At 64.9% G+C, this 23,845-nt stretch carries 26 protein-coding genes and 1 tRNA gene; 18 read left to right on the top strand and 9 right to left on the bottom strand.

From position 1 onward, the window contains the following. The first annotated feature begins 194 nt into the window (after positions 1-194). Positions 195-279 (top strand) — tRNA-Leu (locus tag AC1RUR_RS00880). Between the two features lie 233 nt (positions 280-512). On the opposite strand, the gene AC1RUR_RS00885 is transcribed toward AC1RUR_RS00880, so the two are convergent. Further along, positions 513-1,451, bottom strand: coding sequence for a GlxA family transcriptional regulator (locus AC1RUR_RS00885; RefSeq protein ID WP_492840406.1), 939 nt, complete (start codon positions 1,449-1,451; stop codon positions 513-515). 92 nt (positions 1,452-1,543) lie between these two features. On the opposite strand from AC1RUR_RS00885, the gene AC1RUR_RS00890 reads away from it, so the two are divergent. Together AC1RUR_RS00890 and AC1RUR_RS00895 are read left to right on the top strand one after the other, a co-directional pair. Next, positions 1,544-2,230: a DJ-1/PfpI family protein gene (locus tag AC1RUR_RS00890; RefSeq protein WP_492840408.1), complete on the top strand. Its 687-nt coding sequence runs from the start codon at positions 1,544-1,546 to the stop codon at positions 2,228-2,230. Between the two features lie 133 nt (positions 2,231-2,363). Then, positions 2,364-3,557, top strand: a complete 1,194-nt coding sequence (locus tag AC1RUR_RS00895) for an ABC transporter substrate-binding protein (protein WP_492840410.1) — start codon at positions 2,364-2,366, stop codon at positions 3,555-3,557. Between the two features lie 33 nt (positions 3,558-3,590). Here AC1RUR_RS00895 and AC1RUR_RS00900 read toward each other — a convergent pair whose 3' ends face one another. After that, positions 3,591-3,848, bottom strand: a complete 258-nt coding sequence (locus AC1RUR_RS00900) for a hypothetical protein (RefSeq protein WP_492840413.1) — start codon at positions 3,846-3,848, stop codon at positions 3,591-3,593. Between the two features lie 279 nt (positions 3,849-4,127). Between AC1RUR_RS00900 and AC1RUR_RS00905 the strand changes: the two genes are divergently transcribed. Beyond that, positions 4,128-4,502 carry a hypothetical protein gene (locus tag AC1RUR_RS00905; RefSeq protein ID WP_492840415.1) on the top strand — a complete coding sequence of 125 codons (375 nt, stop codon included), beginning with the start codon at positions 4,128-4,130 and terminating at the stop codon, positions 4,500-4,502. A gap of 5 nt (positions 4,503-4,507) precedes the next feature. On the opposite strand, the gene AC1RUR_RS00910 is transcribed toward AC1RUR_RS00905, so the two are convergent. Beyond that, positions 4,508-5,815: a polysaccharide deacetylase family protein gene (locus AC1RUR_RS00910; protein ID WP_492840417.1), complete on the bottom strand. Its 1,308-nt coding sequence runs from the start codon at positions 5,813-5,815 to the stop codon at positions 4,508-4,510. Between the two features lie 191 nt (positions 5,816-6,006). Next, positions 6,007-6,813, bottom strand: coding sequence for a polysaccharide deacetylase family protein (locus AC1RUR_RS00915; protein WP_492840419.1), 807 nt, complete (start codon positions 6,811-6,813; stop codon positions 6,007-6,009). Between the two features lie 83 nt (positions 6,814-6,896). On the opposite strand from AC1RUR_RS00915, the gene mgtE reads away from it, so the two are divergent. The 4 genes from mgtE (at position 6,897) to AC1RUR_RS00935 (ending at position 10,805) form a co-directional block, all read left to right on the top strand. Further along, on the top strand, positions 6,897-8,318 hold the full coding sequence (gene mgtE / locus AC1RUR_RS00920) for a magnesium transporter (RefSeq protein ID WP_492840421.1): 1,422 nt from the start codon (positions 6,897-6,899) through the stop codon (positions 8,316-8,318). Positions 8,319-8,514: 196 nt separating this feature from the next. Then, positions 8,515-8,832, top strand: coding sequence for a helix-turn-helix domain-containing protein (locus AC1RUR_RS00925; protein ID WP_492840423.1), 318 nt, complete (start codon positions 8,515-8,517; stop codon positions 8,830-8,832). Positions 8,833-8,968: 136 nt separating this feature from the next. Next, positions 8,969-9,787, top strand: coding sequence for an aldo/keto reductase (locus AC1RUR_RS00930; RefSeq protein WP_492840425.1), 819 nt, complete (start codon positions 8,969-8,971; stop codon positions 9,785-9,787). A gap of 49 nt (positions 9,788-9,836) precedes the next feature. Then, positions 9,837-10,805 (top strand): hypothetical protein, encoded by a 969-nt coding sequence (locus AC1RUR_RS00935; protein WP_492840427.1) that lies wholly within the window; start codon positions 9,837-9,839, stop codon positions 10,803-10,805. A gap of 46 nt (positions 10,806-10,851) precedes the next feature. Here AC1RUR_RS00935 and AC1RUR_RS00940 read toward each other — a convergent pair whose 3' ends face one another. From AC1RUR_RS00940 to AC1RUR_RS00960, 5 genes are all read right to left on the bottom strand, one after another. After that, positions 10,852-11,703 carry an alpha/beta hydrolase family protein gene (locus tag AC1RUR_RS00940; RefSeq protein ID WP_492840429.1) on the bottom strand — a complete coding sequence of 284 codons (852 nt, stop codon included), beginning with the start codon at positions 11,701-11,703 and terminating at the stop codon, positions 10,852-10,854. Positions 11,704-12,583: 880 nt separating this feature from the next. Continuing rightward, entirely contained in the window at positions 12,584-13,231 is a 648-nt protein-coding gene (locus AC1RUR_RS00945) for a MarR family winged helix-turn-helix transcriptional regulator (RefSeq protein ID WP_492840431.1), read from the bottom strand. 811 nt (positions 13,232-14,042) lie between these two features. Next, positions 14,043-15,368, bottom strand: a complete 1,326-nt coding sequence (gene fliI, locus AC1RUR_RS00950; RefSeq protein WP_492840433.1) for a flagellar protein export ATPase FliI — start codon at positions 15,366-15,368, stop codon at positions 14,043-14,045. A 48-nt stretch (positions 15,369-15,416) separates the two neighbouring features. Further along, the gene (gene flgF, locus AC1RUR_RS00955) at positions 15,417-16,145 is read right to left on the bottom strand and encodes a flagellar basal-body rod protein FlgF (RefSeq protein WP_492840435.1); all 729 of its coding nucleotides are present in this window, start codon (positions 16,143-16,145) and stop codon (positions 15,417-15,419) included. Positions 16,146-16,148: 3 nt separating this feature from the next. Beyond that, positions 16,149-16,937 carry a DUF1217 domain-containing protein gene (locus AC1RUR_RS00960; protein WP_492840437.1) on the bottom strand — a complete coding sequence of 263 codons (789 nt, stop codon included), beginning with the start codon at positions 16,935-16,937 and terminating at the stop codon, positions 16,149-16,151. A 142-nt stretch (positions 16,938-17,079) separates the two neighbouring features. Between AC1RUR_RS00960 and motA the strand changes: the two genes are divergently transcribed. The 10 genes from motA to flgG all read left to right on the top strand — a co-directional run bounded on the left by motA (position 17,080) and on the right by flgG (position 23,835). Continuing rightward, positions 17,080-17,976, top strand: a complete 897-nt coding sequence (motA, locus tag AC1RUR_RS00965) for a flagellar motor stator protein MotA (protein WP_492840439.1) — start codon at positions 17,080-17,082, stop codon at positions 17,974-17,976. Further along, complete coding sequence (locus AC1RUR_RS00970; protein WP_492840441.1) at positions 17,973-18,914, top strand: flagellar motor switch protein FliM; 942 nt, start codon at positions 17,973-17,975, stop codon at positions 18,912-18,914. Before motA ends, AC1RUR_RS00970 begins: the two co-directional genes overlap by 4 nt. Then, positions 18,895-19,209, top strand: coding sequence for a hypothetical protein (locus AC1RUR_RS00975; RefSeq protein WP_247330531.1), 315 nt, complete (start codon positions 18,895-18,897; stop codon positions 19,207-19,209). Before AC1RUR_RS00970 ends, AC1RUR_RS00975 begins: the two co-directional genes overlap by 20 nt. Positions 19,210-19,285: 76 nt before the next feature. After that, a complete protein-coding gene (gene fliN, locus AC1RUR_RS00980; protein ID WP_492840443.1) occupies positions 19,286-19,660 on the top strand; it encodes a flagellar motor switch protein FliN in 375 nt (124 codons plus the stop codon). Between the two features lie 2 nt (positions 19,661-19,662). Continuing rightward, positions 19,663-20,703 (top strand): flagellar motor switch protein FliG, encoded by a 1,041-nt coding sequence (locus tag AC1RUR_RS00985; protein ID WP_492840445.1) that lies wholly within the window; start codon positions 19,663-19,665, stop codon positions 20,701-20,703. A gap of 13 nt (positions 20,704-20,716) precedes the next feature. Beyond that, positions 20,717-21,802, top strand: coding sequence for a flagellar biosynthesis protein FlhB (gene flhB / locus AC1RUR_RS00990; protein WP_492840447.1), 1,086 nt, complete (start codon positions 20,717-20,719; stop codon positions 21,800-21,802). Between the two features lie 65 nt (positions 21,803-21,867). After that, on the top strand, positions 21,868-22,269 hold the full coding sequence (flgB, locus tag AC1RUR_RS00995) for a flagellar basal body rod protein FlgB (protein WP_492840449.1): 402 nt from the start codon (positions 21,868-21,870) through the stop codon (positions 22,267-22,269). An 11-nt stretch (positions 22,270-22,280) separates the two neighbouring features. Beyond that, entirely contained in the window at positions 22,281-22,697 is a 417-nt protein-coding gene (gene flgC / locus AC1RUR_RS01000) for a flagellar basal body rod protein FlgC (protein WP_492840451.1), read from the top strand. Between the two features lie 2 nt (positions 22,698-22,699). After that, positions 22,700-23,029 carry a flagellar hook-basal body complex protein FliE gene (gene fliE, locus AC1RUR_RS01005; protein WP_492840453.1) on the top strand — a complete coding sequence of 110 codons (330 nt, stop codon included), beginning with the start codon at positions 22,700-22,702 and terminating at the stop codon, positions 23,027-23,029. Positions 23,030-23,046: 17 nt separating this feature from the next. After that, positions 23,047-23,835, top strand: a complete 789-nt coding sequence (flgG, locus tag AC1RUR_RS01010; RefSeq protein WP_492840455.1) for a flagellar basal-body rod protein FlgG — start codon at positions 23,047-23,049, stop codon at positions 23,833-23,835. The last annotated feature ends 10 nt before the right edge of the window (positions 23,836-23,845 follow it).

The following is a 23,845-nucleotide window of genomic DNA, read 5'->3' on the forward strand; positions in this document are numbered from 1 at the left end:
CGGGGCACGCGGTGGCGGCCCGGGGCACGCGGTAGCGGCCCGGGCACCCGATGGGGCCGGACCAGGGCAGGGAGGAACTTTCTTCCCAAGCTTGTGGAATTCGGGGCCTTTGCAGGCTTGTACCCCTCTGATGGATTTGTTAGATCGGCGCCGTTGATCCGGCAGGCCTCAAGCCTTAAGCCGGCATCCCCAAAGCGCTCGTGGCGGAACTGGTAGACGCGCTGCCTTGAGGTGGCAGTGAGTAAAATCGTGGGGGTTCGAGTCCCTCCGAGCGCACCAAAATCCGCATTCATCATTGAAATATATGGATTTTTCCCGGTGTGACCATGGAACGGCATCACGCCGTTCCGGAGCAGCGTTCATTCGCGACTCGGGCATCGGCCGAAGGCCCGCCGCGCATCATCTCCTCGGGCCGAACGCGACGATCCCGTTGATTTCACAGCTACCGAGCTTCCCTCGATTCGCCAGCGCGGTAACCGAGCGGCCTCTGATCGGTGACCCGCACTTCTTCCTCACGCACTCCGCGCCGAGCGCCGCAGCGACTGCGGCGGCTGACCGAATGCGCGGATGAAGGCTCGGCGCATTCGCTCGGGGTCACGAAACCCCGTGGATTGCGCGACGCGCTCGATGGCTTCGCCCGAGGATTGCACCCGCTCGCGCGCAACCTCGACCCGTAATCGCTCGACGGCCTTGGTCGGCGTGGAGCCGGTTTCGGCGATGAAGGAGCGCACGAAATGCCGCGCACTCAATCCCGCGCGTTCGGCAAGCGCGTCGACGGTGAGCTGCGCGTCCAGGTTCTCGCGCACCCAGGACAGCAAGCTGCCGAAGCGGCCGTTCGGCGGCTTGAGTTCGAGCAAGGTCGAGAACTGCGATTGCCCGCCGCCGCGGCGCTGATAGAGCACCAGCTGCCGCGCGGCGGCTTGCGAAACCTCCTCGCCGTGATCCTCGCCAATCATGGCGAGCGCGAGATCGATTCCGGCGGTGATGCCCGCCGACGTCCAGACACGATCGTCCCGGATGAAGATCTGGTCCGGCTCGAGCCTGACTTTTGGATAGCGTCCGGTGAAGTCGCGTGTGCAGGACCAGTGCGTGGTCGCGCAGCGGCCATCCAGCAGGCCCGCCTCGGCGAGCAGGTAGGCGCCGTTGCAAACACTGGCCATGCGCACGCCGCGCTTCGCCAGTCTCTGAATGAAGGCGATCGTCGTCTTGCAGCGCGTGGCTGCTTCTACGCCTTCGCCGCCTGCAACGAGCAGCGTCGTGACGGAGCTCGCCGCGCGCAAGCTGCGCGCCAGCATCTCGGTGCCCGACGAGCTGCGCACGGCGCCGGCCTTGTTTGCGACCGTGATGACGTGTGGGGCGTTTGGCACGTGACGTCTTGCGATCTCGAAGACCGAGATCGGGCCCGCCGCGTCTAGCAACTGGAATTCGGGAAAGATCAGGAAGCCGATCATGGACGCGTCCAATAATGAGGGAAATACGCCGTTTCCGACCTCAACGCCAACATGGCAGGCTGCAACCGTCAAGCGCGATGTCGAGGTTGGTCATGTCGGGTCCGTTGCAGATCGGTCTTCTGGTTTTTCCCCGCGTCACCCAGCTCGATCTCACCGGTCCGGCGCAGGTGTTCTCCAGCCTGCCTGATGTGAACGTGCATCTGATCTGGAAACGCATCGAACCGGTGCCGAGCGATTCCGTGATCATGCTGACGCCGACCGTCACCTTCGCCGATTGCCCGCAGCTCGACGTGATCTGCGTTCCCGGCGGCTATGGCACCGACGAGCTGATGCTCGACGAGGAGGTTCTGGCGTTTCTGCGCAGGCAGGAGAGGGGCGCCAAATACGTCACGTCGGTCTGCACCGGCTCGCTCGTGCTTGGCGCCGCCGGCCTGTTGGACGGCTATCGCGCAGCGACGCACTGGACGGCCATCGATGCGTTGCCGTTCTTCGGCGCCTCGGTGTCGCGGGAGAGGGTCTGCATCGATCGCAATCGCATCACGGGCGGCGGCATCACCGCCGGGATCGATTTCGCGCTCACCCTGGTCTCGATGCTGCGAGGCCGCGCAGCCGCCGAGATGATCCAGCTGCGCATGGAATACAACCCCGCGCCGCCGTTCGGGGCCGGCTCGCCGGATACGGCGCCGGCTGCGATCGTCGCGGCGATGAAGGAACGCGTTGCGCCTGCGCAGGCGCGGCGGCTGGAATTCGTCAGGAAGGCCGTCGGTCAGCAAGGATAGCGCGGCGGTCGGGTCAATCATCGCCGACATGCGTCGCGATGCGGAAGCGGAGGGGGCAATGGCGCCTTGTCGTGTTGAGAAGTTACACCCGTGGCACAGCCGGCTTTGCCGTTTGACTTCCTGCGTGATCCTGATGCTGGGTCCGGTCGCGCTCACTGAGCGGAGCGCGGCCGCCGACTTCTCCGGCGGAGTGGTCAGGATCGGCATTATCAATGATCAGGGCGGACCATTGTCGGACCTTGCCGGACCCGGCTCCGTCGTCGCGGCGAAGATGGCGGTTGAGGATTTCCAGCGGGCGACGCCGGGCCTGAAGGTCGACATCGTCGTCGCCGACCATCAGAACAAGCCGGATATCGGCGCCCAGATCGTCCGCAAATGGTTCGACGTCGATGGCGTCGACATGGTGGCCGATGTCGGCAACTCCGCGGTGGCCCTCGCCATCCAGTCGATCGCGCGCGACAAGAACAAGCTCGTCATCTACTCGGCCGTCGGCACGACCGATATCGGCGGCAAGCAATGTTCGCGCACCGGCCTGATGTGGCTGCACGACAATTATAACCTTGTCGCCGGATCGGTTCGCAGGCTGGTGTCGCAAGGCTACGACAGCTGGTTCTTCATCGCGGCCGATTACGCGTTCGGACGCAACATGGTGGAGGTGTCGCAGCGCGTGCTGTCCGCATCGGGCGCCAAGTCGCTCGGGGCGGTGTTTCATCCGCTCGGAAACGCCGACTACGGCTCGTTCCTGCTGCAGGCCCAGGCCTCGAAGGCGAAGGTGGTGGCCTTCGCCAATGCCGGCGAGCAGCTCGTGACCTCGATGAAGCAATGGAATGAGTTCGGAATGACTACGGGGCCGCAGAAGCCGGTCGCCGAGCTGATGTTCCTGACCGACGTCCATGCCATGGGCGTCGAAACGGCGAAGGGGCTGACCACGGTCACGGCCTGGTACTGGAATCTGAACGAGGAGACGCGTGCATTCGCCGAGAGGTTCTTCAAGCTGCACAAGGCCATGCCGACCGCGCCGCAGGCCGCCGTCTACTCCGCCGTGTTGCAATATTTGAAGGCGGCGGCAGCGGCCGGAACGGACGAGACGGGCGCCGTCCTGGAGAAAATGCGTGCGATGCCGGTGGACGATTTCTATGCGCGGGGAGCAAGGCTGCGCGCCGACAACAAGCTCGTGCACGATTTCTACCTGGTCGAGGTCAAGCAACCCTCGGACGTCAAGACGCCGTGGGACTACTACAAGGTCGTCGAGAAGATCCCCGCCGAAGACGCCTTTCTCCCCCTGAGCCAAAGTGAGTGTCCGTTGCTCAAGGTCTCCGGAAACTAGCGTCGGCCGGGGGCGAGGCCAAAGCAGGGCTCCTCAGCCATATTCTTCGCCGATGCCGTATTCCCGGTAGATCTCAAGCGGATCCGTATCCGGAAACAGGCGGCATTTGGCCTGGGCGAGGTGCAGGCTCACCGCCGCCGGCGCCTTGCCGTTCGCCAGCATCTTGCGGATGTCGTCCATATGCGCGCTCGGCTGGTGCTTCGGCGCGAGCTGCTCCAGCGCGACCAGCGCGGTCGCGAGCGCCTCGGTCAAGACCCAGTCGTCGTGGCCCGTGATTCCCTTCTTCGGCATCGGCAGACCCCACGTGTGGCGGCAGCCCCCAGTGTATCGCGACTTCCGCCAAACCGCCATTGAGCCGGCGCGGACACCCCGGCGCGCGGAACTGGCCGGTTGCATTATGGCCGCGCGTGGCTAAAAGGCGGCGAGTTGCGGGCGGATGGTATCTTTGTCGAAACAAAGTTGGCGTAGACGGGCCTGCGCGGCATTCGGGCCGGCTGTTCCCGCCAGTATCGCCTTTCCCCGGATTCGCAACGCGATCCGCTTGCGCGTCTTCTCAGGGCTGGAGCCAGTATGGTCTTTCTAAGCTTCGTCTACCGCTTCGTGACCAACTTCGCGTTCATGGCGATGGTCTATTTCAGCCTGAACTTCCTGGAGAAATATCAAAACCGGGCGATCGTCGCGATCCTGGTGCTGATCTATGCCGGCATGCGCGCGGCCTCGACGCTGCGGGCGTTCTATTTCTTCCAGAAGATCGAGAAGCTGGAGGCCGAGACCAAGCGCCTTCAGGCCCCGATCAACGACGGCACGGGCGGAACCAGCGCGCGCAGGCAGGTGGTGGCCGACGTGGCGCGGCTGCGCCGCGACGGCGAGCTCAAGTCCTATATGGACTTGTTCTTCCTCGCGCTGATCGTGCTGCTCTGCGTCGCCAACATCATGCGGCAGTAGGGCTCTTACTGCGCGCGCTTCTTCAGGCTGGCCACGCGGGTCGGACGCGGCGCGGCGCTCTGGGCCGTGCTCTTCGGCGTGGCGTTCTTGGGGGCCGCGCTCTTGGCCTGCGCGGCATGTTTCGGCGTGCCGTGCGCGGCATGGGCGGTGCGGTTCGCCTGCGGCCTGGCAGCCGATTTGCCGGCCTTGCCCTTGGCCGCACGGGGCGTCTCGGCCGCCATCGCCAGCCGTGTCGCGGCGCGCCGCGACAATGTCGTGGACAGCAGGACCTCGATCGAGCCTTCGGGAATCGCAAACAGAGCGGGGCCGGGCACGGGCAGGGTGGCAGCCACACTGGCCTGCGCCATGGTCCGGCGCGGCAGCAGCGGCTGATGCTCGGTCTGTGCATTGAGATCGGCAAGCGAGGGCGCCGGCAGCGTCTGGGTCTGCGTGAACACGAAGTTCGGCACGACCGGCCAGCGCGCGATCGGCACGGTCTCGGTCGGCGGATGCAGCAGCCACTCCACCGGCGTGGTCGGCGTCGCCGGCCGGTCGGCGGTCGCGGGCACCACATGCACGATGCGATAGCCGCGCGCCTTGAGGTCGCGGATGATCTTGGGCAGCGCCGCAACCGTTCGCGCCTGGATGTCGTGCAGCAGCAAAATGCCCTTGCCCTTGGCCTCCAGCCGCTGGATCGCCAGCTGATAGACGCGGTCGGACGACACGTGCCGCCAGTCGTCGGCGGGGAAGTCGGCACTCCAGACCTGGATGCCGCGCGAGATCAAATAGTTCTCGACGCCTTCGGCGCGCATTAGGCCGGGAATGCGGAAGAACGGCGCGAGCTTGGACGGATCGGTCATTGCGGCCGAGGTCCATTCGATGCCGCCGTTGATCTCGGTCTCGAACTTTTCGAGCGGCATCCGGTCGAATGTCAGCGGATGGTTCATGCTGTGGGTGCCGACGGTGTGCCCCGCCGCGACCAGCTTGCGCACGCCTTCCGGGTTCGCCTTGGCCTGCTGGCCGATGATGAAGAAGGTCGCCTTGATGCACTCGTCGGCGAGGATCTGCAGCACCTGATTTGAATATTTCGGCAGCGGACCGTCGTCGAAGGTCAGGACCACTTCGTGGTCCTTCAGTGGCAGCGTCTCGCGGTACTGCATGGTGCCGATGCGCGGATGCTCGCGCGGATCGACGACGAGGGTGCGGGAGGTCCCGAGCGCGTCCGGGTGGCCGGGACAGTCGGCCGCGTAAGCCGCCGGCGCGCCAACGGCCAGCAATCCCAAACAGAGGACGATCCACGATCGCGTCCGAACGACAACGCTACTTCCGAACATGAATCCCGTCTGCCCTCATACGCGATTGCCGCCATAGTAGGTCGGAGACATCAGGAAACGGTTCAGGCGCCAGAACCTTTCCCAGGGACCGTTCCATGACGAACCCACCTCAATACTTGCATGGCGTATCATGAACAGATTGTTAATAGGGCCCAGATCACCCCATTTTGCGCCGGCGTGACATTCCGACATCAGCGCGTGTCGGCGCTCTTCTGCACTGCGCCCGCCGGGACCACGTGAACCACGCGAAAACCGTTCTCCCTCAGATACCGCAGGAAGGCCGGCATGATCGCGGCGGTGCGCGCCTTGGGATCGTGGAAGAGGATGATACCCTTGCCGGCTGCGGCGAGCCGCTCGGTGACCAGCTTCAATTCCTGTTCCGGGGTCATCTCGTTCCAGTCGCTGGCCCAGAGATCGGCCCCGAACACGACGATGCCGCGCGACTGGAGCAGGTCGAGCTCGGCTTGCGTCGCCTCGAAATAGGGGAAGCGGAAGAACGGCGTCGAGGGCGTCGTGGTCGAGACCCCGTGCAGCGCCGTCTCGTCGGCCGCAATCCCGCGATCGATCTCGGCCTTCGCCTTGTCGAACGGGATCCGCGCCATGAACGGATGCGACCAGGTGTGGTGGCCGATGGTGTGGCCCTCGCGCGCGATGCGCTTGACCATGTCGGGATGCTGGGAGGCGTGCAGGCCGATCAGGAAGAAGGTCGCGCGCACGCACTCCTGCGCCAGCGCCGCCAGCACCTTCGACGTCGTCGGCGGATGCGGGCCGTCGTCGAAGGTCAGCACGACCTCGTGATCGGCGAGCGGCAGCGTCTGCGGAAAGCTCTTCAGGCCCACGCGCGGCGTGGTCTTCGCGTCCACGCTCAGGAGGCGCGAGGTGCCGAGCGCATCCTTGCGCGGGCACTCGGCGGCTTCCGACGGGGCGATGCCGGTGAGGGCCGCGAGGACCGCGCCCGCCGCGATCGAGGTCCATTTCAGCCGAAGCATCTTTGCCATTGCGCTCGGAGTCGCCTTGTGGGTATTGCCTGAACCATCAGCTCAGACCACCTGATCCATCCTGTCAAACGGCGAGGCGCACCATGGATGAACATATGGACGGTGCTCCATCCGCCGAGGCTTCGGTACTCGACCACGTGCCGATGCGCAATGAAGACGGGGAAATCCGTCACGAATTCGTCGAGGAAATTGCCCGTGCGATCGAGGCCGGGGACAGTGCCGCGCTGCGCGCCTGCGTTGCCGAGCTGCACGAGGCCGATCTCGGCGATCTGATCGGAGCCCTCGAGCCCGACGACCGAGTCCGCCTGGTCGAACTCACGGGCCGCGACTTCGACTTCTCGGCGCTGAACGAAGTCGACGAGAGCGTCCGCGAGGAGATCCTCGATGAGCTGCCGCCGGAAACGGTGGCCGAAGGCGTCCGCGAGCTCGAATCCGACGACGCGGTCGAGCTGCTGGAAACGCTCGACGAGGACGAGCAGGAGGAGATCCTCGAGAAGCTGCCGCTGCGGGAGCGCGTCGCGCTCGAGCGCAGCCTGCTGTATCCGGAAAATTCCGCCGGCCGCCGGATGCAGACCGAGTTCATCGCCGTGCCCCAGGATTTCACCGTGGGGCAGGCGATCGACTACATGCGCGAGACGCCGGATCTGCCCGACCGCTTCTACGAGATCTACGTCGTCGACAAGGAGCAGCACTGGCAGGGCGCGGTCTCGCTCGACGTCCTGCTCCGCGCCCGCCGTCCGGTGGCGCTTGCGGAGCTGACCGATGAGGATCGCCGCCGCGTCTCCGTCCTGGAGGACCAGGAGGAGGTGGCGCGCATGTTCGGCAAGTACAATCTCGTCGCAGCGCCCGTGCTCGACACCCAGGATCGCCTGGTCGGCGTCATCACCGTCGACGATGTCGTCGACGTCATCGAGGAAGAGGCGGACGAAGACCTCAAGGCGCTCGGCGGCGTCACCAGCGACGAAGAACTCTCCGACACCGTGTTCACCATCGCCCGGGCGCGGTTCAACTGGCTGCTGGTCAATCTCGCCACCGCGTTCCTGGCGTCTTCTGTGCTCGGCCTGTTCGAGGGCCAGCTCGAGAAGATGGTGGCGCTGGCCGTGCTGGCGCCGATCGTGGCGAGCCAGGGCGGCAATGCCGCGACCCAGACCATGACGGTCGCGGTGCGGGCGCTCGCCACCCGCGAGCTCGGCTCGTCCAACGCCTGGCGCGTGGTGATGCGCGAAGGCCTGGTCGGCCTCGTCAACGGTCTCGCCTTCGCCGTGATCACCGGCATCGCGGCGGTGGTCTGGTTCAGGATCCCGGGCCTCGGCATCGTCATCGGGCTTGCGATCATCTGCAACCTCGTCGCCGGCGCGCTCGGCGGCATCCTGATCCCGATGGCGCTCGAACGCGTCAGGGCCGATCCAGCGGTGGCGTCCGGCACGTTCGTCACCACGGTGACCGACGTCGTCGGCTTCTTCTCCTTCCTCGGGATTGCGACCTTGTGGTTCGGGCTGAGGTAGGGGCGGTTTGGGAGGCCGTGCTCTCTCCACGTCATTGCGAGCGCAGCGAAGCAATCCAGACTCCCGCCGCAGCGGCAGCCTGGATTGCTTCGTCGCAAGAGCTCCTCGCAATGACGGGGGTGGTAGCGGGGCACGAGACCATGATCTTTAATCCGAACTTAAGCGACCTGCCGCATCATCGCCCGCGCTTGGGGGAATGAACATGCGGTTGCGGCTGAAGGCGGATGGACGGGTCGTCGAGTTGCGGGACGGGCAGGAGTTTCCGGTCCAGCCGTTTCCGGCCCAGCCCGCGATCCAGGATCCGTCAGGCGAGACCCCTTCGCTCGCGGTGCGCGATTTGCGCCGTCGCGCCTGCCTGACCCAGATGGAGTTCGCCGCCAAGCTCGGCGTTCCCGTCGAGACCATCCGCAACTGGGAGCAGGGCAAGCGCGCCCCGCGGGGACCCGCGCGCGCTCTGCTGGCCGTGATCGCGCATGCGCCCGACACCGTGTTCCAGGCGCTCGCCAAAGCCTGACGACAAGGCCCGAGCTGCGAACCTCCCGTTAGCACTGCGCTGAATATTCGGCCGAACTGCTCGCGGCTTCCGTTGGCAGTGCCACGGGCCGGGTCCATAATGGCGTCTGGGGCTGCCGCAACAGAGAGGATTCCTCATGCTGTTCGTCGAGGCCAATGGTGCAAGGATCCCGGCGATCGGGCTCGGGACCTGGGAGCTGAGCGGGCGGCCTTGCGCGCGTGTGGTCGAGCAGGCGCTGCGGCTCGGCTACCGCCACATCGATACCGCACAGGTTTACGACAATGAGCGCGAGGTCGGCGACGGTATGCGCGCCTCCGGCGTGCGACGCGACGACGTCTTCCTCACCACCAAGGTCTGGACCAACCATTTCGCGCCCAACGATCTCGAACGGTCGGTGAAGGAGAGCCTCGCGCGCCTGCGGCTGCCCTCCGTCGATCTGCTGCTGCTGCACTGGCCCAATTCGCATGTGCCGCTGGCGGAGACGCTTGGCGCGCTGTCGCGTGCCAGGCAAATGGGCCTGACCCGCCACATCGGCGTCTCCAATTTCACGGTGGCGCTGATCGAGCAGGCGGTCGCGCTGTCGCCGGAGCCGCTCGTCTGCAACCAGGTCGAATTTCACCCTTATCTCGACCAGGCCAAGGTGAGGGCGGCCTGCGACCAGCATGGGCTCGCGCTGGTCGCCTACAGCCCGATCGCCAGGGGCCGCATCAAGACCGACCAGACGCTCGCCGAGATCGGGCGGGCGCATCGCAAGACGCCGGCGCAGATCTGTCTGCGCTGGCTGGTGCAGCAGAACGTCGCGGCGATCCCGCGCACCTCGCGCATCGAGCGCCTGTCGGAGAACATCGAGATCTTCGATTTCGAGCTCTCGGACGAGGAGATGGCCCGGATCGCCGCTCTGGCCAATCCCAAGGGCCGCCTGACCGATTTCGGCTTCGCGCCAAAATGGGATTGAGGGCGGGCTGCCGTATGCTAGGAGCAGGGCGGCAACCCAAGACCGGGCGATGGAACTGCGGACAATCATACGGACGGACATTGCAGCGTCGGCGATCGCGCATCTGACGCTGGTGGCGCTGATCATCGTGATCAGCGAGGTCCATCCGTTTCGCAGCCAGCCGCCGGAAACCGTTACGGTCGACATCGTCACGCCGGAGCAGGTGAAGCAGGAAGAGGCCAAAGCCGAGGAGAAGGCCAAGGACGAGGCAAAGGAGAAGCCGCCGGAGCCGAAACCCGACCTGAAGCTGCCGAAGCTGGATTTCACCGACAAGTCGGACGCCGCGGCAAAGACCAAGCAACAGGCCGCGGCGCAGTCATCGCAGCAGAAGGCATCGCCCGAACCGCAGCAGAAACAGCCGCAGCCCTCACAAGCGCCAAAGCAACAAGAGGCAAACGCGCAGCCGCAGCCTCAACAGCCACCGCCGTCGCAACCTCAGCCGCAGCCGTCGCAATCGCCGCCGCCGCAGCAGCCGCTGTCGCAGACTCAACCGGCGCCGCAGCCGCCACCTGCGATGCCGCAGCCGCAGGCCGCGCCGCCGATCTATCAGGCACCCGAGCCCGACGTCACCGTCAAGTACGGCGTGATGCTGGGCCTGCCGCCGGAATTGCCGCTGGAGCCGAAAGACGCGCCGAAGGACGACGGCGGCGATGCCAAGGATTCGATCGGCGCGAAGCTTCCACCGGAGGTGATCGCGGAGCTTCGTCGGCACCTGAGGAACTGCGCGAAACTGCCGGCCGGGGTCGCGCCGACCGACCCGGTGCGCATCAAGCTGCGCGCGGTGTTCGCCACCGACGGCACGCTGGCGCGTCCGCCGATCCTGATCGAAGCCCCACCGTCGGCGAAGGGCGTGGCCGTCGTGAAGTCGGCGACGAGTGCGCTCCAGGCCTGCCAGCCCTTCAAGATGCTGCCGGCCGACAAATACGAGGAATGGAAGGTGTTGGACCTGCCGTTCACGCCGCAGGATTTTGGCGGTTAGCTCTCCGGTAGCCCGGATGGAGTGCACGCTCCATCCGGGCTACCGGCTACGAAGCGTGGTTCGCAAGCCAGGTGAAGGCGGCCAGAATTCCCGGCAGTTGCAAATCATGACGAAGCTTGCCGGACGCCGGCAGCAGGCGATGGTCCACGGTGACACCGACCCGGCGCAGCGCCTCGACATAGGCTGTCTGAACCGACGCCGAGACGCGCTGGTCGTGCGGGTCGGTCAATACGATGATCTTTTGCGGGGGATGGCGTGCGACCTCGGCGACATGGTCGATCGGATCGAGGAAATCGCTGTGGCCGGTGATGTCGGCGGTCCAGCCGTTCTCGTGGTTGCGCTGCGCCACCGCCGTGTTTCCCGACGTGATCACCGCGCAGCCGATGTCGTTGCGGCGCGCGATCAATGCGGCGACCAGATGGCCGCCGCCGGATTGGCCGACGAGATTGAGACGGCGCCAGCCGAAATGCGCCTTCAGCCGGGTGAGTGCCGCATCGACCAGCGCGACCTCACGCGGCCGTCGCCGGTCGAGATGGCGACCCGAGGAACCCAGGATGCCGGGGCGCGCCAAATGGACATAGGGGCGATGGAAGCTGGCGCTCAGCTGCTCGGTCAGCGCCTGCACGTCGTAGGCCGTCGCTGCCACGTACCACTCGTTGGCGACGACCCCGTCGTCGCGCTTCTCCACGGCATCCCCGCGCAGAAAGATGACGGGGTCCGCCGGCGCACCTTCCGGGGCCGCACCATAGAAGGCGAGAACGTCGGGCTGGCCGTCGACCTCGACCAGAACGCGGCCCGGACCGTCGCCGTCGGATGCGGAGCATTCGACGCCACGCACCACGTCGGTCCCGGAGAAGGGCGTGGTCGGCAGTTCCGCGAGGACTGGAAATGCGATCATGCTTCAGTTGCGCCCAATCGCGTCGTCGCTGTCAAGTCACGCGCCCGCGATAGCTGCGGGACACCGCGCGGCGAAAGGTTGTCGCGGCCCGACGGGCAAAACACCCGCGAAGCTGTCAACCCGCTGCCGCGAAAATATTCCACTTTATCGAAATTCGGAAATGGCGTATGTGTCGCCCATCCCGGCTCATCCTTGAGGGGCGATCATGCGGTCGTCTTGTTCGCGAGCCGGGCTTGCGGTGGACGCGGCAGCGTCGGCACGAGAGGTGCGGGCAGGGCGGGTAGTCCCCGTGAGCTCGCGGCCGCGTGCGGACGAACGGCGCTGCCAGGCTTCGTCTCGTCTGTAAGTTTCCGGCTTCGTCGACAGGGCCGGGAAAACTGCGGCGACATGGCGGGCCGTGCGTACGGCAAAACCGTGTGGTCCTGGCCGTCGTTGCTACGGTCAAGCTTTCGCGGAGGTGTGTGCGAGCCCAACCGGGCGGACAGCATCGTCAATTCGCGGGGCGAGGGAGGCCAGAAGGAAAGTTCGGCTCCCGGGAGAGCACGGCATAAGCCGTCCGACCATCGCGCAGGGAAGGCCGAGTGATTGGCACCACCTGTATGCTGCTGTGCGGTTTTCCTGCGTGTGCTTTTCGCGCAGCGGACCGCGGGTGCGAGGTCGGCACCCGGCCTTCCCTGCGCCCTCTTGGTTATGAGGGTGGAGAGATGAAGCAAAGCTCGGGCGAATCGCGCCGCGAGGCTGCGAACGCATGTCTGTGATCGAGAATGGATGCGAAGATGTCTCGTGCCCGGACGCAACGCTTCACGCGTTGCAGCTTGTCCGGGACACGAGGGAAGTGGCCGACGAGCGGAGAGTTGCGCTCAGCCTGCGGGTCCTGGTCTCATCCCTGGCTCGCCACGCGCGCGCGGTCGAGATGCTCCTCGATCTTCGGGCGATCGCGGGTGCGCTCGAAACTGGTGCAGAGCAGCTCGGTCTCCTCGAGCGAGATGGGAGCGCGATACAGCCGGCACATGAATTCGGCGGTCGCGCGTCCCTTTGCGGCGGCCGGGCCGATGCCTGGGCTGCGTTCGGCGAGAAACATGCAGTCCCGGCAGATGCTGGCATCGAGTCGCTGATGAGCCGCGTCGAGGTGATTGAGAATCTCCCGCAGCGAGTCGCGCAGCTTGATGCACTCCTCGGTACCGAGCGAGGTGACCGCATTCACCACGTGGTTGATCGGGTCGTGCTGGCTCAGGCACTTCTCGCCCTGCGCGGTGACATGGAGCACCACGGAACGCTTGTCCTCGTGCGAGGGCTTTCGCACCAGGAAGGACTTGCTCTCCAGCGTCTTCACGATCTGCGATGCCGTCGCCCTGGTGGCGCCGATGAAGCCGGCGAGCGCGGACGGTGTGCGCGAAAATCTGTTGGCGCGGCCGAGGAAGCGCAGCGCCATCCATTCGCGATCGCGCAATCCATGCTGATTGCCTTCGAAATACCAAGCCCTCGCCGCCTGGACCAGCAGCTCGACGGCCTCTCGTGCCAATGGCATGGACTTTACCTCGTCCCTGGAGCTTCGTCTGCGGCGTCCCGAAGCCGCCTTGCGCCCTGGTTCGCGAATCCTTCGACAGACATCAGACCAATGGAGATGTCCTGCGAGCGCGTGCCCGGCGTCTGCTTGAAGGCGCGGACTGCAGCGCGCCTGACCTCGACGAATGGGCGCGGTGTAGTCCGAAGCGAGAGGTTGCGTCGCTGTTGGCATACCAATCGCGTCGTCGCACGGGAGCCCGAGTTGCTGTCACCAGCGGACGATGGACCGGAATTGTTCAACCGAAGCCCCTGAGTTCAAGTCGCAAGCACACGTTTCTTATCTTCCACCGAAACGATGAATGAGCTTCTCAACAAAATCAAGTAGAGACGCTCTCGGAGACTGGCTGTCGGCGCAGGCGAATGTAACGTTCAAGACAATCTCGCAGTTAGGGACACATGATAGTGAACGCAATACGCTGTTCCACGAGCAACATGCACGCATTTATGCGACGGTTTGATTGCACGGCTTGTTGTTGTCTGTCGTTGATGCAAATTGATCGAAGCTTGTGCACGATCGGGGTGATGTGCGTTGATGAATCATCCACAACTTGTGCGATGCGTCCCGGGAATCAGCGGGGGAACCCACAGGAATTACACGCGGCGGTTGTTGTGACTCCGACCACCCGAAGCTCCTCCGAACGGTCGATGCGCATACGACGGACGCGGTGGCGACGATATGTGCGCACGCGCCGGCAGCGCGGGGCAAGCGCGATCGACCGTCGAAGCAATGAGCAAAGCGAGATCGCCGGTGCGGCGCGCACCGTCTCGTCCTGCTACTCGCCCCTGAGCATGTCCCTCAATTCGCGGAACGGGTCTGCGCTCGGCGGAGCCGAAGCGTCCTGGCGCATTGCGCTGTAGATCCGCGGAACCATGTCGATCGCCTGGTCGAGGCCCGAATCGCGCCCCGACTGGTATCCGCCCATCAGCCGAAGGTCGCGCGTGTCCTCGTATTTGGCGATCATGGTGCGCAGCTTGCTCACCAATTCTCGCTCTTCGGGGTCCCAGACGTTGTGGGCGAGGCGGGAGACCGAGGCCAGCACGTCGACGGCCGGATAGCGCGCCTGGTCGGCGATGTGCCTGGAGAGCACGATATGCCCGTCGAGTGTGCTGCGGATGGTGTCGGCGATCGGCTCGTTGTGGTCGTCGCCGTCGACCAGCACGGAGAAGATCCCGGTGATGGTTCCGGATCCCTCCTCACCGGGGCCGGCGCGCTCCAGAAGGCGCGGCAGGTCGGTGAAGACGGTCGGTGCGTAGCCGCGCGCAACCGCAGGTTCCCCGGCGGCGAGCGCGACCTCGCGGGCGGCGTGGGCGAAACGGGTGATCGAATCGACCACCAGCAGGACCGATTCGCCGCGATCGCGGAAATATTCGGCGACCGCCATGGCCGTCTTCGGTGCCAGCCGTCGCATCATCGGGCTCTCGTCGCCCGTCGAGACGATGGTGACGGCGCGGTTGCGGTTGGCGCCGAGCACGTCCTCGATGAATTCGCGCACCTCGCGGCCGCGTTCTCCGACCAGTGCCAGTACAACGGTGTCAAAGCCCTGGCTGCGAGCGAGCATGGCCAGCAGCGTCGACTTGCCGACGCCGGAGCCGGCAAAGATGCCGACGCGCTGGCCGGCGCAGATCGGGGCGAACAGGTCGATGACGCGCACGCCGGTGTGCAGCGGCTTGTGGACGCGCGCGCGCTTCATGGCCGACGGCGCCTCGGCCTCCGCCGAGACGGCGCGCGATCCCGGCGTGAGGGGGCCTTGTCCGTCCAGGGGCGCGCCGAGCGCGTTGATGACGCGGCCCTTCCAGCTCGGGTCGGGCGCGAAGGACAGTGGCGGCATCCGGTAGGCGACGGAGCCGAGGCCGCCGGCGAATTGCCGGTCGAACGGCTTGGCGATGATGCCTTCGCTGTCGATCCGCACCACCTCGCCGATCTGGGGCTTGCCGCCGGAGTTGACGCCGATGAGCTCACCGAGCCTGACGAAGCGCGACAGGCCGGAGACACGGAAATGCGTCGGCGCGATCTCGGAGATCGCGCCGCTGACGCTAGCCAGGGGAGTGCTCTGCTGAAGCTCCAGCAGCGCCCACTCGAGTTGCCGAAGAGCGTTCAAGGAAACCGTCCAACCTCATTGCGCACGCGGTGCACTCTACTTGCGAATCTATTTGCCCGGCTCGCCCAGCGTCCGGATTGCGTTCTGGAGCGAGCTCTCGGTGCCCTCGATCATCGAATTGGTGCCGTCGAAGGCGCGCGAGGCTGCCATCAGCTTGGTCAATTCCATCATTGGATTGGCGCCGGAGCCCTCGACATAGCCCTGCTTGAAGCCGTCGCGGGAGAAATCGGCAATGGCGGTCGCAGGCCGGTCGGGCGTGACGCCCGAATTGCCGTAGCGCTCGAGATTGGCGTCGGCGGGAATGTTGAACAGGCCGATGGTGCCGATCTCGTTGTTGTCCTGGGTGATCGCGCCGCTGCGTGCGATCGAGACCGGTCCGCCGTTCGCGTCGAGCGTGATCTGCGCGCCGCCGGCATCGATGACGGGGAAGCCGGACACCGTCTGAAGATCGCCGTTGGCGGCGATCTGGAGGCGGCCGTCACGGGTATAGACCGTGCCGTTCGGGCCGGCGAAGGCGAGCCAGCCCTGTCCGACCACGGCGACGTCGAGCGGATTGCCGCTCTCGGTGATGCTGCCGGTCTCGCGCGAGATGATGTTGTCGCCGGGCGAGGAGAAGGCGACCGGGTTCGCGCCGGCCTTGGACAGCACGGTCTCGAATTTCACTACGTCGGTGCGGAACGCCGCCGTGTTGACGTTGGCGACGTTGTTGGCGATCGTCTGGAGGCGCTTCTCGAGCGCGACCTGTGCGGACAATCCCACATAGAGAGCCGATTGCATGACTTACCTGTTGAACTTGATGTTCTGAAGTGTCGTGAGCAGGTCGGTGTCCATGCTGGCGGACGTCGCCGCGCCGCCGATCAGGACCAGCGCGGGGTTGGTCGAGGTGTCGCTCTGGGCCTGGGTTGCATCCCACATCGCCGCGAAGCGCTGCACGAATTTGGTGATCTTGGTCGGGTCCTGGAAATCGGTGAGGTCGATCTTGTCCGTGATCATCTTGGCCTGGGCGTCGATGTCGGAGGAGCTGATCGTCGACGACCAGCCCATCGCGGTCTGGACCACCTGGGTCAACGCCTTGTCAGCGAGGATCTCGTAGGCATTCGTGATGGTGGAAGCCTTGCGGGTGAAATAGAGCGCCAGCCGCAGGCCCTCGTTCTGGTCGCCGGCGTTCTGCTCCATCGTCTGGGTGACGTATTGGGTGGCTGTGCCGGTCGTGGCTGCGGTGGTCTGGGTCGCCTGGTCGCCGAGGGCGGCGAAATTGAAGGCGGTGGCGAATTCCCGATAGCGGGTGTCGGTGAGCTTGTTGGCGAAGGCGTCCTTGTCCGAGACGCCCTCGGTCAGAACCTTGCGCATGAACGCCTTGGCGTAGGCCATGTCGCTGAGACCGTAGGCCTTCATCGCATAGGTGTAGAGGCGGTAGTCCTTCAGGAAGTCGTCGATCGTCTTCACGTTGCCGATATGGCTGAGGAAATAGTCGGTCTCGCGGCTGACATCGGGCTCCGTCGCGACCTGGGTCATCGACTTGCTCATGTCCTTGGTCAGTCTGGTGTAGTCCGCGATGGTGGATAGCATGTACGCGCCCCTTTGGCCGCCGTTGCGACATGGTCCCAAGCTGCCGCCAAATGCTTGCGCGGGGCTGGCGACCCGGGAAGCCAGCCTCGCGCAAGCGTCGCGGACTAGATATTCCCGGTGGGATCGGCGATGGAGTGGCGCGTTGCTCAGTTTCGTGGGGATTTTCATCACGGTGGCGGCGCTACTCGGCGGCTTTGCCGCCATGGGCGGGCATCTGGCCGTGCTCATGCAGCCGTGGGAATTCGTGATCATCATGGGCACCGCGGTCGGCACCTTCATCGTGGCCAATCCGTGGAAGACGGTCGTCGACACCGGGGTTGCCTGCATGCAGGCCGTCACCGGCGCAGTGCCGGGGCAGCGCTATTATCTCGACCTGCTCGGGGCACTGCATGCCCTGATGCGCGAGCTGCGTGGCAAGGGCCGCAACGAGGTGGAGGCGCATATCGACGATCCCTCGTCCTCCGAGATCTTCAAGGCGTTCCCGAGCGTGCTCGGTGACCCGGCGTTGCTCCAGTTCATCTGCGATTATGTCCGCCTCATCATCATGGGCAATGCGCGCACGCACGAGATCGAAGCGCTGATGGACGAGGAGATCCACACCATCGTGAAGAGCAAGCTGGCGCCGTACCATGCTCTGGTGATGGTGTCCGAGGCGCTGCCGGCGCTCGGCATCGTCGCCGCCGTGCTCGGCGTCATCAAGGCGATGGGCGCGCTCGACCAGTCGCCGAAGCTGCTCGGCGGCTTCATCGGCGCGGCCCTGGTCGGTACCTTTGCCGGCATCTTCCTGTCCTACGGCGTCCTTTCGCCCTTCGCGATCAAGATCAAGATGACGCGTGAGAAGAAGTGCCGGCCCTACATCATCGTCAAGCAGACGCTGCTGGCCTTCATGAACGGCGCCATGCCGCAGATCGCGGTCGAGCACGGCCGCAAGATGATCTCGAGCAACGAGCGCCCCTCGATCGACGTCGTCGAGAACGAGACGATCGCGGGCCCGAAGGCCGTCGTAACCGACGCTGAACCGAAGGCTGCCCGCGCATGACGATGGAAGACGTCGAAGTCGATCAGCGGAAGCAGCTGCCGAACTACCTGCTCGACGCGGCGGGTATCTCCATCGAACGCATGCCGATGCTCAATGTGATCTTCGATCGCATGGCGGCATCGTGCACCGACAGCCTGCAGCCGATGGCCGGAACGCCCTGCTATTTCTCGGTCAACGGCATCACCAACGACCGCGTCGGCGACATCATCAAGGATTACGAAAGCAACGCGGTCGCCGCCGTGCTGTACGCCGAGCAGTGGGACTCCCGCGTCATCATCATGCTCGACCGCGATTTCGTGTTCACGATCATCGAGGCGATGTTCGGCTCCGACGGCGCCGAGCCGCCGCTCGACGTCGAGCGCGCATTCTCGAACATCGAGATCCGCCTGGTCCAGGCGCTGTTCGAGCGATTCGCCAAGGCGCTGCAATCCGCCTTTGCCGGCACCTCCAACGTCACCTTCCGCGTCGAGCGGGTCGAGACTGCGATGGCGTCGCTGGCGATCGGGCGGAGCGGCAACATGTCGATCTGCGCGAACATCATGCTGCAGGCGCTGTTCCGCGGTGGCCAGATGTTCCTCATCATTCCGCACTCCGCGCTCAACCCGCTGCGCCAGAAGCTCGCCCATGTCGTGGTCAGCGACGGCCGTGCGTCCGACCCGCGCTGGCGCGAGCAGATGGAGAGCGAAGTTCACCGCACCGAAGTGACGTTGAGCGCTGTGCTCGACGAGAAGATGGTGACTCTCGGCGATGTCGTGAAGTTCCAGGTCGGGCAGGTGCTCGAGCTCGAAGCCACGCCGCGCACGCTGGCCCGTCTCGAAAGCAACAATCAGGTGCTGTTCTGGTGTCAGATCGGCCAGCTTGATGGCTATTACGCCATGCAGGTGGCCGATCCCGTGGATCAGAAACGGGAGTTCGTCGATGATATCCTATCTCGTTGATGCCGTGCTGCTGATTGCGCTCGCCTTCACCAGCATGCGGGTGACCCGTATGCACCGCGAGCTGGCGCGGCTGCGCAGCTACCAGGGTGAATTCTCGACCATCGTCCACGAGACGGCGGGCGCCTTCGACACGGTCATCACCGCGGCGCATGATTCCACTGCCAATCTCGGACGGCTCGCCAACGTGCTGAGCACGAAGATCGATCAGGCCCACGAGGCGATCGCGGCGCTCGACGCCAGGAGCGGGCTCGCATCCGCCGCGACCGCCGGCGGCGCCGACGTGAACAAGCATTGAAGCCAAGACCGGCGAACCAAATACGATCGGAACGCGGCGGCGCTCCGGGAGCGGAAATACCAAGAGGCGATACCAAATGGCGCAATCCTTCGACTATGAGTCTGCATCTGCAACGGGAGAGGCCGAGACGTCTCCGCTGGAGCGGCTGGCCGAGATCGCCGCGCGCACGGCGGAGGAGAGCGGCAAGTTCGCCAATGTCGATGCCATCCTGCGCATTCCCGTCACCATGCAGGTGGTGCTGGGCTCGGCGACCATCCCGGTGGCAAACCTGATGAAGCTCGGGCGTGGCGCGGTGGTTCCGCTCGATCATCGGGTCGGCGAACCCGTCGACGTGGTCGTCAACGGCCGCATCGTCGCCCGCGGCGAAGTGGTCGTCGTCGAAGAGGACAATTCCCGCTTCGGCGTCTCGCTCACGGAGATCGTCGGTCCGCTGGGGCAGGGTGATACCTGACCATGGCGGCACAGGTCGGCATCGCTCCCATCAAGCAGCGAGGCGTTGCCACGCTGGGCGGCACGGAGAAGGTCGCCGCGCTCCTGCTGGCCATGGGCCGGCAGGCGGCGGCGAGCGTGCTCTCGCAGTTCGAGCCCCAGGATATTCGCATCGTCACCAAGGCCGCCGCCGAGCTGCGGCCGATCACCGCGCAGGAACTTGAAGCGATCGTCGAGGAGTTCGCCCAGCAGTTCTCGATGGGTGCGAACATTCTCGGCACCATCGGCGGCCTGGAAGCCGTGCTCGGCGACGTACTCCCGGCCGACCAGGTCTCGGCGATCATGTCGGACCTGCTCGGCAATTCGAGCCGGTCGGTGTGGGACCGCGTCTCGTCGGTGTCGGAAAATTCGCTGGCGAGCTACCTATCCAAGGAGCATCCGCAGACCGCGGCGCTCATCCTGTCCAAGGTCAAGCCGTCCTGCGCCGCCAAGGTCATGAGCCAGCTGCCCTCGAGCCTGCGCAACGAGCTGATGCGCCGCGTGCTCAGCCTCAAGCCGATCGCCGACGACGCCATGAGGGTGCTCGAGAAGACGCTGCACGAAGACCTGACGCTGAATTTCGCCCGCAACCTCGGTGCGGACACCTACGCCCGCGTCGCCGACATCATCAACAAGATGGAGCGCGGTCACATCGAGGACATGCTGAAGAGCCTGTCGGAGAAGCGGCCGAAGTCGGCCGAGGTGCTGAAGGAGCTGCTGTTCACCTTCGACGACGTGATCCACCTCACGCCGAAGGCGCGCACCATGATCTTCGACCAGGTGCCGACCGACCGCATCGTCGTCGCTCTGAAGGGAACCGACAAGAACTTCCGCGAGCTGATCCTGTCCTCGGTCGCATCGCGCGTCCGCCGCGTCGTCGAGCACGAGCTCGCCATCGGCGAGCCGTCGAACCAGCGCGACGTGCTGGAGGCGCGACGCGTGATCACAGATCTAGCGCTCGACCTCGCGGAAAAGGGCGAAATCGAGCTCAACCCCGAGCAGGAGGATGAGCTGGTCTTTCGCTGACCGCTGAACGGGCATGGCAGAAACATCCGATCAGGAAAGCAAGACAGAAGAGCCGACCGAGAAGAAAGTCCGCGATGCGCTCGAACAGGGCAAAATTCCGGTCTCTCGGGAGGCTTCCATCTTCGCGTCGATGGCGGCGCTGATGGTGATCCAGATGTTCCTGATCGGCCAGGGCGTGCAGCAATTGACGCCGACCCTGAAGAACCTCCTCGACGATCCCGAGGGCTTCCCCCTCAGCACCGGGGCGGACGCGCAGAATCTCCTCACCGTCGTGGGCCTCGAGGCGTTGCGATTCCTCATGCCACTGGTCGTCGTTCTGCTCGCGTTCGGGCTGGCAGCGTCGCTGCTGCAAAACGCGCCCAGCCTGGTGCTCCAGCGCATCATGCCGGACCTTTCGCGAATTTCCCCGATCAGCGGCTGGAGCCGGATGTTCGGAACGCAGGGCCTCGTCGAGTTCGCCAAGTCGCTGTTCAAGCTCGCCTCGGTGACCACCGTCGTCGCCTTCGTGCTGCGCTCGTCGGAAGCGAGGGCGTTCGAGGCGATGTACACCGATCCGGTTGCGCTTCCGGAGATGATTCTCAACATCGCGATGCGGATCGTCTCGGCGATCTGCATCGCGACCATCGTGCTGGTCGCGATCGATCTCGCCTGGGCGCGCTTCCACTGGCGGCGCGAGCTGCGCATGACCAAGCAGGAGATCAAGGACGAGCACAAGCAGGCCGAAGGCGACCCGCTGATCAAGGCGCGCCTGCGTTCGCTGGCGCGCGATCGCTCGCGGCAGCGGATGATCGCCTCCGCGTCGCGCGCGACGCTGGTGATCGCGAACCCGACGCACTTCGCGATCGCGCTGCGCTACAAGCGCGAGGAGAACCCGGCGCCGCTCGTCGTGGCCAAAGGCATGGACGTGATCGCGCTGAAGATCCGCGAAGTCGCCGAGCAGAACAGAATCCCCGTGATCGAGAACAAGGCGCTGGCGCGCGCGCTTTACGAGGCCGTCCAGGTCGACCAGGTGATTCCGGCCGAATTCTTCCGGCCCGTCGCGGAGATCATCTACTTCCTTCAGTCGAAGCAAACGACGCGGCCCGAGAAGGTCCAGTAGATTTCCGAGGACGGCGTCGGCTCCATCAGCCTGGCGAAAGCTTGCAGCCCTAAGCTTTTCCTCGAATGGACCAGAATGGGACTGCCGTGGGACCGCTTTATCTCTTCGAACTCGCATCATCGCAGGCGCGCTGGCTCGAGCTTCGCCAGTCGACCATCGCCACCAACGTCGCCAACGCAAATACGCCGGGCTTCAAGGCGCGCGACGTCGAGCCGTTCAACAAGGTGCTCGATGGAATGCCGGTCAGGCTCGCGACGACGTCGCCCTCGCACATGCAGCTTTCTCCGACCGAGACCGACACGCGGGCGACTGCGAAGAAGGACAGCTGGGACGTGGTTCACTCCGGCAATTCCGTCAGTCTCGAGCAGGAGATGATCAAGGGCAACGACGTCGGTCGCGACTATTCGATGAACTCGGCGGTCATGCGGTCGTTCCACCGCATGCTGCTGTCGAGCACGAAGACCTGAGGTGAACTGACATGCTGGATTCACTGAGCGCATCTCTGACGGTTGCGAGCTCCGGGCTCGAAGCGCAGTCGACGCGCATGCGCATCGTCTCGGAAAACCTTGCCAACGCGACCTCGACGGGCCGCAGCGCCGGCGCCGATCCGTATCAGCGCAAGACGATCACCTTCGATGCCGCGATGGACCGCGCCTCGGGCACGCAGCTCGCGAAGGTCAAGGAGATCGGGGTCGATACCACGCCGTACCGCGTTGAGTACGATCCGGGACATCCCGCGGCCGACAAGGCCGGCTACGTCAAGATGCCGAACGTCAACATGATGATCGAGATGGCCGACATGCGGGAAGTCAACCGGTCCTATGAAGCCAATCTTCAGGTCGTGAAACAGGTGAGATCGATGTTGGGCATGACCATCGACCTTCTGAGGAGCTGACAATGCTTGAGGCGATTTCATCCACGGCGATCTCCGCAGGCCAGGCGGCCTCCCGCGCGACCGAGACGCAGGCGATCTCGCCGGCGGCGCCGACCGCGGTTCAGTCCGTCGACGATGTCGGCTTCGATTCGGTGATGAAGCAGGTGACGACGGACGCGATCGGCACGCTGAAGGCGGGCGAGGCGGCGTCGATCTCGGCCATGCAGGGCAAGGAATCGACGCGTCGCGTCGTGGAAGCTCTGATGTCGGCCGAGCAGGCCTTGCAGACGGCGGTCGCGGTTCGCGACAAGGTCGTGCAGGCCTACCAAGAAGTCGTTCGTATGTCGATTTGATCTGAAGGAGTCACCTAGTGAAATCGCTTGCCATTGCGGCCACGGGCATGAATGCCCAGCAGACCAATATCGAAGTCATCGCAAACAACATCGCCAACATCAACTCGACGTCGTACAAACGGGCGCGTGCGGAGTTCACCGATCTGTTCTACCAGATGGACCGCATGCAGGGCGTCGCGAACGTCAACGGCTCGTCGCCGATCCCGGAAGGCGCCAATCTCGGTCTTGGCGTGAAATCCGCGGCGATCCGCAAGCTGCACATCCAGGGCGCGCTCACGCAGACCGGCAACCCCTACGATCTCGCGATCAACGGCCGCGGCTGGTTCCAGGTGCTGGGCCCGAACAACGAGGTGCAATACACCCGCGCGGGTTCGTTCAACACCAATGCCAACGGCCAGCTCGTCACGATCGACGGCTATCTGCTCGATCCCGCGATCACGGTGCCGCAAGGCACGGTCGAAGTCACGGTCAACGCCACCGGCCAGGTGTTCGCCAAGCTCGACACCGAAGTGAACCCGCGCCAGATCGGCCAGCTCAATCTCGCCAACTTCGCCAATGAGGCCGGCCTCGAACCGCTCGGCAGCAATCTCTACAAAGAGACCACGGCGTCCGGCACGCCGGTCGTCGGCCTGCCGGGCGATTCCGGATACGGCAAGATCAACCAGAAATATCTCGAAGCCTCGAACGTCGATCCGGTCAAGGAAATCACCGAGTTGATCTCGGCGCAGCGCGCCTACGAAATGAATGCCAAGGTCATCCAGGCTTCGGATGAAATGGCCTCGACCGTATCGAAGGGCCTTCGCTAGTTCCGGTGTG

The sequence above is a fragment of the Bradyrhizobium sp. GW821-FHT12B03 genome, assembly GCF_058807535.1.